This window comes from Actinomycetota bacterium, assembly GCA_036280995.1.
Classification (GTDB): Bacteria; Actinomycetota; CALGFH01; order CALGFH01; family CALGFH01; genus CALGFH01.
Genome location: DASUPQ010000023.1, coordinates 1 through 10,796 on the forward strand (window position 1 = coordinate 1; position 10,796 = coordinate 10,796).

General features: G+C 72.1%; 9 protein-coding genes. 4 read left to right on the plus strand and 5 right to left on the minus strand.

Annotated elements, in window-relative coordinates:
- The 3 genes from VF468_00545 to VF468_00555 form a co-directional block, all read right to left on the minus strand.
- Positions 1–686: peroxidase (locus VF468_00545; protein HEX5876813.1), on the minus strand; the 686-nt coding region annotated here is incomplete at its 3' end.
- Positions 687–824: 138 nt separating this feature from the next.
- The gene (locus VF468_00550) at positions 825–1,400 is read right to left on the minus strand and encodes a hypothetical protein (protein HEX5876814.1); all 576 of its coding nucleotides are present in this window, start codon (positions 1,398–1,400) and stop codon (positions 825–827) included.
- 457 nt (positions 1,401–1,857) lie between these two features.
- A complete protein-coding gene (locus VF468_00555) occupies positions 1,858–2,463 on the minus strand; it encodes a hypothetical protein (protein HEX5876815.1) in 606 nt (201 codons plus the stop codon).
- A 441-nt stretch (positions 2,464–2,904) separates the two neighbouring features.
- Between VF468_00555 and VF468_00560 the strand changes: the two genes are divergently transcribed.
- Positions 2,905–3,423, plus strand: a complete 519-nt coding sequence (locus VF468_00560; GenBank protein ID HEX5876816.1) for an NlpC/P60 family protein — start codon at positions 2,905–2,907, stop codon at positions 3,421–3,423.
- A gap of 100 nt (positions 3,424–3,523) precedes the next feature.
- Here the strand turns inward: VF468_00560 and VF468_00565 are convergent, their stop codons facing one another.
- Positions 3,524–4,483, minus strand: coding sequence for a DUF4349 domain-containing protein (locus VF468_00565; GenBank protein ID HEX5876817.1), 960 nt, complete (start codon positions 4,481–4,483; stop codon positions 3,524–3,526).
- Positions 4,484–4,666: 183 nt separating this feature from the next.
- Here VF468_00565 and VF468_00570 point away from each other — a divergent pair, with 183 nt between their 5' ends.
- Positions 4,667–7,165: a fused MFS/spermidine synthase gene (locus VF468_00570; protein ID HEX5876818.1), complete on the plus strand. Its 2,499-nt coding sequence runs from the start codon at positions 4,667–4,669 to the stop codon at positions 7,163–7,165.
- A 67-nt stretch (positions 7,166–7,232) separates the two neighbouring features.
- Here the strand turns inward: VF468_00570 and VF468_00575 are convergent, their stop codons facing one another.
- Positions 7,233–8,279: an SIS domain-containing protein gene (locus tag VF468_00575; GenBank protein HEX5876819.1), complete on the minus strand. Its 1,047-nt coding sequence runs from the start codon at positions 8,277–8,279 to the stop codon at positions 7,233–7,235.
- 174 nt (positions 8,280–8,453) lie between these two features.
- Between VF468_00575 and VF468_00580 the strand changes: the two genes are divergently transcribed.
- Together VF468_00580 and ptsP are read left to right on the plus strand one after the other, a co-directional pair.
- Entirely contained in the window at positions 8,454–8,729 is a 276-nt protein-coding gene (locus VF468_00580; protein ID HEX5876820.1) for an HPr family phosphocarrier protein, read from the plus strand.
- Positions 8,730–8,731: 2 nt separating this feature from the next.
- Positions 8,732–10,390 carry a phosphoenolpyruvate--protein phosphotransferase gene (gene ptsP, locus VF468_00585; GenBank protein ID HEX5876821.1) on the plus strand — a complete coding sequence of 553 codons (1,659 nt, stop codon included), beginning with the start codon at positions 8,732–8,734 and terminating at the stop codon, positions 10,388–10,390.
- Positions 10,391–10,796 lie beyond the last annotated feature (406 nt).

Sequence of the window (10,796 nt, forward strand, 5' to 3'; positions counted from 1 at the left end):
GGGAGGAACTCGTGGATGACCGCCCACTGGTAGTGCCAGCGGGCCAGCCGGCGCGCGGTCTCGAACAGCCATTCTTGCCGGATGCCCTGGGCCCGGGCGTCGTCGACAATCCGGTTGTGGAACTGAGCGACGGCCTTGTGAAACTGAACAATGATCAGGTTCTCGTCGTTGCGCCGGTCCGGCATGATCGCCTTGCCCAATTCGTCACGCGGCATGTCCAAAACACCGTTGACGTTCGGGGCCAGCAGCAGCTTGGCCGGATCGGCCGGATCATAGTACTGACGGTCATCCGTCGGCCCACGCCCGTAGAGCACATCGAGGTCATAGCGCGGCGTGCGGAAGTTGACGGTTGCATCGGCGTCCGCTTGCTGGAGGTCGAGCGGGGTGGTGTCCAAGGTGATGTCGTGGTCGATGAACTGCGCGATGAAGGTGAACCCGGCCTTCAGCCGCCCGTTGGTGGCGGCGAGAAAGGCATCGCTGGTATCAGGCTCGACCATCTCCCTCGCCAAGTTCTCCAGCAGGGTGTCCGGCGGCGCGAAGGCCGGAAGCCGCTTGAACATGGCCCCGAACCGGCCCTCGGCCAGCCGGTCCTTACTCGTCAGGAACAGACCCCGAAGCTGGGCGCCATGCAGGCCACTGCCGCCCACCTGGGCATGGGCGACGCCTGCCTGCCGGCTGCCGACCATGGCGCCGGCCGACAGGGCGGCCGCCCCAGCGAGGAACCCACGGCGGGAAAAGCGACCGTCGGATCCATTCGGCCGAGCCGGGTGATCCTGAGAATCCATAGTTTCGTCCCCCATGGGATTAACGGAGCATTCCTGGCGTCAGCGAACCGTGAGGTTACCACTCGAGAGCAGGCCGGCCCGGGTGTAGAACACGAACGTCGGGTCGAGTTCCGACGTGACAGCCGTAGCGCTCGACAGCGTGATCTGGAAGTAGTCGCCCGGCGATGGGCGGAGGTTCTGGTCGTTGTCCCGGACGATGACCTCGAAGCGGCACAGCGGTGTGGTCTTCGTCTCACGCGTCGGGCACGTCGAAGGGAAGCCCGCCGGTGCCGATGACGTCAGCCGGTAGCGGCCCAGGAAGATCAGCTCATTCCCGCCAGGAGGCGGATTCTGACCGATACAAATTGCGGATTCCAGCACCGGGTCGATCTGGTCGACGATCCCGTGGATCGAGAACCCCGAGCCGAGGGGGTTGGCGCCATGGTCGATGTAGCTGAGCTGGATAGCCAGCTGACCGGTTGGCGGATTGATGCCGCCCTTGTCCTCGCAACTAAAGCTGAATCCGAACGACGCCGGGGCCTTAAAAAGGACGTTGTCTGGCGGAAGCTGTCCGCCGCCAACGCCCCTGCACGCCGTCAGCACCAAAGCGAGGATGCCAACCGCGGCCAGTAACATGGATCGCCGGCGGAAGGAAGGTGCCCCAGTCTTCATCGATGTCCTCCAAAATCTATCAGGCGAGGGGCCGTGCGGACGTGGGAAAGCCCGCGATGTCGGGGACTTCCCGGCGTGCAGAGGATTCATGTCGAGCCGAACAGGCCTGTGGAGTTCTGGCTCCTGAAATACCTGTCGCCACCACCAGAACCGGCACGGCCAATGCAGATCAAGTACTGCGGTCGTGCAGCACCAGCTTTGCTACGCTCATGCTTGCCTTCGCAAGAAGGGTGGTCGGTCACCTCCCGCCAGATGGGATCAATTCCTTATGGGGCGGTAAACTGCCCGCCTGCCTACACGCCAAACGTGACACAACCGCAAGGAAACCCGAACGCACGGCATATCCAGCACAGATGCTGAAGCTGCGTAGAACTCACGAGTTCCTGGGGAGGCCGTCAACGCCTTCGCCTGACCTGCCCGGTCAGGGTTGGCGCACCTGGCACTGGTCCACAACCTGGCGGTAGTCGGCCAGGGCCTGGGTGAACCTGGCTGACTCGCTCGTCCCGGCCCGCAGCACCGGGGCGCTCTTGTCGACCAGCTCGCGACCAGACAGCTCACGACTGGACGGGTCGTTCATGATCCTGCCGTACTCGTCTACCGTCCTCCGTAGCCCCACCGCGATGGCCAGCATCGTGTTGGCCCGGTTCACTGCCGTCCTGCAGGCCCGTGAGGCCACCGGGGCGTCGGTGGTGGAGTTAGAGCCCTGTGCCGCGGTGCTGGTGCTTGGAGCCTGCTGTCTCACCGGCGAGGCGTTGGTGGCGCCCGCCGCAGGGCCAGCCGGCCGGTCATCGGACCAGGCGACCGCGCCGAGGAAGACGCCCCCGGCCAGCGCCAGAACGACCAGCAGGCCGGTGAGCAGCAGCCAGCGTCTGGAGGGCCGCGCCTCGGGCGCCGACGATGACCGGTTCGCGGCCTTGGCCTGTTCGTGCTGCTGGAGGCCAGAAACGTAACGCTGAAGCGCCTCAAGCTGACGGTTGAGCTTCTCTTGCTCTGGAGAGATACGGAGGTCGTCTGGCTCTAGCGGCATGCTCTGGCCTCCCCCCTGTGCCTTCGTGGTGCGGCCTCAGAGCGCAACCGCGGGGCACCATGCCCGCCGTACCGCGACGCAAACCGTCCCAGGCAAGGTGGCGCCATCGCCGCCAGGCCCGAGCCATATTCACCCTTACCGGCCGTGCCCCGGATTTGCCCTACGCAGCGGTCGGCAGCGGTCATCCACGGATAACCACGGGGTGTGGTGGGGGTTCGACCAGTCCGACCGCCGCGCCAAGGTCGAGAGGTCCTCCCAAGCTCCCTGCAGCGTTCAACTCGCAGAACTCAGCAACCCTGCTGAATCCCTTGAGCATCCAGAACCCAGCGTGGCTGCAGAACCTATCGATGCTGCACAACCTAGCGAATTGGACAAGAGCGCCCTGACCGGGGTAGCCTCCTCCCCGCCCTCCGAACCCCCCTACCGGAGAGGAGCCCCCCTTTGCGCTGCAAGTTGCTCGTGGTCGCTGTCCTCGCGGCCACGCTGGGCGTCGCCGGCCAGACCGTCCTGGCGCCGCCGGCCCAGGCAAGAGCCATCAACGTGTCGGACGCCCAACAGCACCGGATCCGCAAGGCGGTCAACCGCTACGCCGAGATCCAGGTCGCCCAGCGTGAGCCCTACTGCTACGGCGGCACCGGACCCAACTGCTTCGACTGCTCCGGCCTGGTCGTCGCCGCCTACCGCTACGCCGGGGTCAACCTGACCGGCCGCGGCGTCCGGACCTCCCGCCAGCTGTACTCCTTCACCACCCGGACCTCGCTCTCCACCTCACGGACCGGGGACCTGCTGTTCTACGACTACGACCACAACGGGGTCGTCTCCCACGTGGAGATCGTGTACCGCAAGAACGGCACCGGGCCGAGGATGGCGGTCTCAGCGACCCACTCGGGCGGCCCCCCGGTGAACTTCCACAAGATCCGCACCACGGGGCTGGTCAAGGTGGGCAGAGTGGTGACCTAGGTCGGCCGGGCCGGCGGGACGCCGAGGCAGCTCCTCACGAGGCAGCCTCGGGCCAGGTTCTTGAAGCCGCTCAAGAGCCCGTACACCGTGATCTGGATGATCACCCCGAAACCTTCCCCGACACCGGCCTGGGCCGCCGGAGCGCCCGGACCCCGAACAGCACCAGCCCGGCCAGGACCAGCACCGGCGTCAGCCAGACCACCGCGACCAGCACGGCCGCGGCCATCACCCCGAGCCCGTTCACGGCGGTCGCCCACGCCCGGGCCAGCCGGCCGGTCGGCTGGGGGGCCGGGCCGCCGGCGCCCGGCTCGGTGAGCTGCAGCACGATGGTGGAGAACGACGACTGGTCCTCGAGGTGGTCCAGCTGCCCCTGGAGCCGCTCGATGTTCGACTGCACCTGCTGGAGCTGGTTCTGCACGGCGATCACGTCGGTGACCGACTTGGCCCGGTCGAGCAGGCGCAGATACACCCGCTCCTGGGCCCGCCAGGCGGCCAGCTGGCCGTTGAGGTCGACGTACTGGTTGGTCACGTCCTCGGTGCTCGACTTCTCCCCGCGGTAGGTGCCCAGCTCCTTGAGCTGGCGCAGCACCGGCTCGAACGCGTCCACCGGGACCCGGAAGGTGACCTGGCCGCTGGCCGGCTCACCCTCCGGCACCGAGGTGGACGACCCGACGTACAGGCCCTTGGCCTGGAGCACGACGTCGGTGGCGTCGTTGATGGTCTTGTTGAGGTCGCCCTCGCCGACCTCCAGGTCGACGCTGGCCGTGCGGACGACCCGGTTGCCGAGGTCGACCAGCCGCACCTGGGCGGCCGCCCCGGTCGAGCCGGTGCTCCCGCCCTTGTCGCTCTCCCTGGCCTCCGTGGCCACGGCGGCCGGGGCCGCCTGATCGGCCGCGCCGCCCGCCGCCTGGCCCGGTGCCCCGCCCGCGGCCTGGTCGGCCGACTGCGTCGCCGCGGCCTCGTCGCCGCCTCCGCCGGCGGTGTCCGCCCCCCGGTCGCAGCCGGTCACGACCACCATCGCGACCAGCGCCACCCCAACCGCCGCCCGGCGAAGCTGCATCCTCACCCTCCCGTGTCGGTGTCTGCTGGTTGGGACGCCGTCCGGACCCGAACGGTTCCTGGCCCTCCGACCCGGCCCCGCGGGCCCGCTCGACCCGGACGGCTGTGGATGACCGCTTGCCGGGTCGGGCCGCCATCTGGAAGCCTCCTCCGGGTCTGCATCGATCGCCGAGGAGTCCTGCCCGTGGCCGTCGCCACCTCCCCACCCCGACCCGCCAGCCGCGCCACCCCGTCGCTTCGCGGCGTGGTGCTCGCCCTGTTCGTCGCCTCGGGCGCCGCCGGGCTCATCTACCAGGTGGTGTGGTCGCGCGAGCTGGTGCTGGTGTTCGGCAACACCACCCAGGCGGTGGCGACGATCGTGACCGCGTTCATGGCTGGCCTCGGCTTCGGCAGCCTGGCCGGGGGCCGGCTGGCCGACACCAGCGCGCGGCCGCTGCGCCTCTACGGGCTGATCGAGCTGGCCGTCGCCGCCATGGCCGCCCTGCTGCCGTTCGCGTTCAGCAGCCTGGCCGAGCTTTACCGGGGCGTGTGGCCGAGCCTGGTCGAGCGGCCGGGCCAGCTGGCCGGCGTCCGCTTCGGCCTCGCCCTCGCGGCGGTGGCGCCGGCCACGTTCCTGATGGGGATGACCCTGCCCCTGCTCACCCGCTACCTGGTCCGCACCCTGGACGAGGCCGGCGCCCGCCTGGGCGAGCTGTATGCGGCCAACACCGTCGGCGCCATGGCCGGGACGCTGCTGGCCGGCTTCGTGCTCATCGAGCTGTTCGGCCTGCGCCTCACCAGCTACATCGCCGTCGCCCTCAACCTCGTGGCCGGGATTGGCGCCCTGCTGCTGTCGCGGCGCTGGGAGACGGGTCCCGACGCGGCCGGTGGGCCGGCCGCCCGGCGCGAGCGTCCGGCCCGGCCGGAGGTGCCGCGCGCCTTCCGGCCCCGGCGGCGGGCGGTGCTGGCGGCGACGTTCGTCTCCGGGTTCGTGTCCCTCGCCCTGGAGGTGCTGTGGACCCGGATGCTGGCCGAGGGCACCGGCTCCAGCATCTACATCTTCACCACCATCCTGGCCATCTTCCTGCTCGGCATCGCCCTCGGGAGCTTCCTGTACCGGCGCTTCTCCCGGCCCGGGGGCGAGCGGCTGGGCACGCTCGGCCTCTGCCTGGCCGGGGTCGGCGTGCTCGCCCAGGCAACGGTCGTGCTCGGCAGCGGGATGGTCGGCCACGTCCCGTTCGTGGTCCGCACCGTGGTGGTGCTGCTGCCGGCGACGGTCCTGATGGGCTACGCCTTCCCGCTCGCCGGCCGCCTGGCCACCCCGTCGGCGGCGGCCGCCGGGGGCAGCGTCGGCCTGCTGTACGCGGCCAACACCGGCGGCTCCATCCTCGGCTCGTTCAGCGCCGCCTTCGTCCTCGCCGGGACCCTCGGCACCAACGGTTCCATCCTGCTCCTGGGCGCCCTCAACCTCCTCGCCGGCGCGGCCCTCTTCCTCGCCGACCCGGTGGGCCGCCCGGGACCGGCCGGGGTCGCGGGCCCGCCGCCGGATCGGGCGGGGCACCCCGGCGAGCTGCCGGCGGCCGCCGGCCCGGCCTTGGCGGGTCCGGCCTCCGCGGGCGGGACCTCCGCAGGTGGGGCCTCGGCGGGACCGGCTCCCTCCGGGTCGGCGAACCGGGGGCGGGCGCGGCTGGTCGGGGCCGGGCTGGCCGGGCTGGCGGTGCTGGGGCTGGTGGCGTCCTCGCTCGACCTGCCGGTCACCCGGACCCGCACCGAGAACGAGCTGCGCCGCACCGGCCTGCCCGTGACCCACGCCGAGGACGAGCTGGCCACGGTGGACACCGTCGGCGGGCCGGCCAAGGGCCGGCGGCTCCTGGTCGGCGGGGTCGGGATGACCTCGCTGACGGTCGACACCAAGCTGATGGGCTACCTGTCCAAGGCGCTGCGCCCCGACGCCCAGGACTTCCTGGTGATCGCCTTCGGCATGGGCGGGACCTACCGCTCCGGCCTCCAGCTCGGGCTGCGGACCGACGCCGTCGAGCTGTCTCCCACCGTCCCCAGCCGCATGCCGGTCTTCTTCCCGGACGCCGACCGCTTCCTCAACCATCCCGAGGGCCGGGTGATCGTGAGCGACGGCCGCAACTACGTCCGCCTGTCCCGCGAGACCTACGACATGGTGGCCGTCGACCCGGCGCCGCCGATCGAGAGCGCCGGCTCGGTGGTCCTCTACACGCGCGAGTTCCTGACCGAGGGCAAGGCCCGCCTGCGGCCCGGCGGGGTGTTCATGCTCTGGATCCCCTACGCCCTGCCGCTCGACGACTTCAAGGAGCACGTCCGGACCTTCGCCGGCGTGTTCGGCCACGTCCGGCTGGTCCTCTCGCCGGGCCGGCACGGGGTGTTCATGTTCGGCTCGGACGCCCCGCTCGAGTTCACCGAGGAGAACATCCGCCAGGTCCTCGGCACGCCCGCCGCCCGCCGCGACCTGAACGACGTGCCCGACCACCCCGTCACCGACGCCGACGGCTGGGTCGAGGTCGTTCGCCGCTCCCAGTGGCTGGCCGACGACGAGCTGCGCGGCTTCCTCGGTCCCGGCCCCGAGATCACCGACGACCGGCCCCGCTCCGAGTACTTCCTCTGGCGCCGCGCCTTCATGGACGACCAGCAGTACATCAGCGAGGCCTCCCTCCTCCGCGCCGCCTCGGGCTGACGGCGCGGGCTGGGTCCGGGCCCAGTGGCGCGGTGCGGCGCCGCACCACCTCCCGGCTGGGCCGTTGTCAGGCGTCGGTCTGGGTGACCTTGTCGAGGCCGCGGGGAGCGTCCGGGTCGAGGCCGCGCGCTCTGGCCAGGGCCTCGGCCAGGAGCTGGCCGGGAACGGCCAGGGCGAACGGCGCCAGGTGCTCGGGGAGCGACGTGCCGGGGAGGGTCGACCGGCAGGCGGCGGCGAACTCGGGGTCGCCGCCGATGCCGTGGACGTCGGCGCCGGTCCCGGCGATGCGGCGCGCGAGCGCGGTCATCTCCGGGAGCATGGGCCCGTTCCCGGCGGCCACCAGGAGGACCGGTGTCCGCCGGTCCACGACCGCGATCGGCCCGTGGAGCAGGTCGGCGTAGGAGAGCCCGACCGCCGTCAGGTAGCAGGTCTCCTTGAGCTTCAGCGCCAGCTCCAGCGCGGTCGAGTACGCGAACCCCCGCCCCGACACGACCAGCGCGTCGACATCGACCAGCCGCCCCGCCAGCTCCCCCGCCGCGTCCGCCACCCCGAGCATGGCCGCCACCGCCTCCGGCACCCCGAGCAGCTCCTCCACCGCCACCCCGCCGCCCTCGCTCCCGGTGCCCGGCCGGCGCAGGCCGTGGGCGAGCACGGCCATCGCGGCCAGCTGGGTGGTGTAGGTCTTGGTCGCGGGGACGGCGAGCTCCTGGCCGGCCTGGGTGATGAGGGGGACGTCGGCGGACTCGGTGAGGGGCGAACCGGCCACGTTGGTGACGGCGACGGTTCGCGCCCCGCAGCGGCGGGCCCACTCGAGGGTGGTGACGATCTCCTCGGTGGCGCCGGACTGGGAGACCGCCACCGCCAGCACGCCGCGCAGGTCGAGGTCGGCGCGGTAGACGGTGGCCAGGGAAGGGGAGGCGAGCGAGGCCAGGCGGCCGGCGCGGGCCGAGCAGAGGTACTGGCCGTAGACCGCGGCGTTGTCCGAGGAGCCCCGGGCGATGAACAGCACCTGGCGGGTGGCCCGGCCCAGCGCCTCGAGCTCGCCGGCCTGGGCCAGCAGCGCCTCGAAGGTGCGGCGCAGCGCCTCCGGCTGCTCGGCGATCTCGGTTCGCATCCGGCTCGGCACCGCGCCTCCAAAGTGGACTAGTCCAATTGACCCGTCGCCACAGTAGCATCCCGCGAAAGGTGGCGAGAGGGGTCGAACTGGTCGGCAGGCCGCTCGGCGTTGATACTGTCTGGCACATGGGAGAGCCGGGCTGGTCCCGGCGTGCCGGAGGTGGAGGTTCTGATGCCCGAGCGCCGTGTCGTTGTCGGTTCCAAGGTCGGCCTGCACGCCCGGCCTGCCGCCATGTTCGTCCAGGCGGCGGCGAAGCAGCCCGTCAAGGTGACGATCGCCAAGGCGTCGGGCGGGGACCCTGTGGACGCCCGCAGCATCCTGTCGGTGCTCGCCCTGGACGCACGCGGCGGCGACGAGATCGTGCTGGCGGCCGACGGCGACGGCGCCGACCAGGCCCTCGACGAGCTGGCCGCCCTGGTCGCCAGGGACCTCGACAGCGAGGGGTAGCCATGGCAGAGACACTCAGCGGCATCGGGGTCAGCCCTGGCGTCGCCGCCGGGCCCGTGGCCCAGATGGCCGCTCCCCCGGTGGTCCCGACCGACGCGACCCCCTCCGGCGACCCCGAGGCCGAGAACCAGGCCGCCATGGCGGCGATGAAGGCGGTCGCCAGCAACCTGGAGGAGCGGGCGGCGCGCGCCCCCGGGGAGGCGGCGAGCGTGCTCGCCGCGCAGGCGATGATGGCCGAGGACCCGACCCTCGCCTCCAAGGTCACCGACGGGGTGAACGCCGGCAAGGCGGCCATCACCGCGGTGGTCGACGCCTTCGAGGACTTCCGCGCCATGCTGGCCGCGGCCGGGCCCTACATGGCCGAGCGCGTCGCCGACCTCGACGACCTTCGCAACCGCACCGTGGCCACGCTGCTCGGCGTGCCGATGCCCGGCGTCCCCGACCCCGGCCATCCCTTCGTGCTGATCGCCCTGGACCTGGCCCCGGCCGACACCGCGACCCTGGACAAGGACCGGGTGCGGGCCATCATCACCGAGGAGGGCGGGCCGACCAGCCACACGGCCATCCTGGCCAAGTCGCTCGGCATCCCGGCGGTGGTCACCTGCCATGGCGCCACGGCCATCCCCGAGGGCGAGACGGTCCTGGTCGACGGGACCGAGGGGACCGTGGACGTCGCCCCCGACGACGCCACCGTCCAGCAGGCGCTCGACGCCGAGCAGCAGAAGCTGGCCGCCCTCCAGGCGGTCAGCGGCCCCGGCCGCACCTCCGACGGGCACCCGGTGCAGCTGCTGGTCAACATCGCCGGCGACAAGGACCTGGAGCCGGCGGCGGCCGCCGACTCCGAGGGCGTCGGGCTGTTCCGGACCGAGTTCCTGTTCCTCGACCGGCCCAACGCGCCCACGCTGGAGGAGCAGCAGGCCGTCTACCAGCGGGTGTTCGACGCCTTCCCGGGGCGCAAGGTGGTGGTGCGGACGCTGGACGCCGGCGCCGACAAGCCGCTGGAGTTCGTCACCGTGCCCGACGAGCCCAACCCCGCCCTGGGCGTGCGCGGACTGCGGACCTCGCGGCGCCATCCCGAGCTGCTGGAGGAGCAGCTGACCGCCGTGGCCGCGGCCGCGTCGGCCAGCCAGGCCCAGGTCTGGGTGATGGCGCCGATGGTCTCGACCACGGGCGAGGCGGCCGCCTTCGCCGAGCAGGTGCGCGGCCACGGGCTGTCCTCGGGCGGCGTGATGGTCGAGGTGCCCGCGGCGGCCATCAGGGCGAGGCACGTGGCGGCGGCCTGTGACTTCATGTCGATCGGGACCAACGACCTGTCCCAGTACACCTACGCGGCCGACCGGATGGCCGGGGAGCTGGCCGACCTGCTCGACGCCTGGCAGCCGGCCCTGCTCGACCTGGTCCGGATGACCGCGGAGGCCGGGAAGGCCCTCGGCAAGCCGGTCGGGGTGTGCGGTGAGGCGGCCAGCGACCCGCTGCTCGCCCTGGTGTTCGTCGGGCTGGGCATCACCAGCCTGTCGATGGCCCCGGTCAGCATCCCGGCGGTCCGCGCCGCCCTCGCCGCCCACACCCTGGCCGAGTGCCGCGGGCTCGCCACCCTCGCCCTCGACGCCGAGGACGGCCGGGCCGCCCGCACCGCCGTCCGCGACGCCACCCGGAGCTGAGCGTCGGACCCCCGCCGGCGACGCGCGGGGCCGCGGCCGTCCGGCACCCAGGCGCTGTCCGGGTCGCCGTCCAGGGCCTGGGAGGCCCGGGCCCGGGCCGGGCGGCTGCCTGACGGGTTCCTGACGACCCGGCTGAGGACGTCCTGGCCGAGGAGGACGGGGGCGGTTCGCGTCCACCGAGGTCGGGAGTGCCTCCGCGGAGACCCGCCCGGGTCGATGGGGGGACCGGTTCTTCGACTACCTGCGCTCGCGGGTCCTGCACGACCGGGCCGGCGACGACGCCCGCCGCCTGCTCGCCGGCGCCGGCTTCCGGGTGGACCGCGTCGTGCCCACCGGCTCCCCGGCCGGCCTGAGCGTCATCGAGGCGTCACCGGCCGACCGAGCAGAACGGAACGGTTCGTTCCAG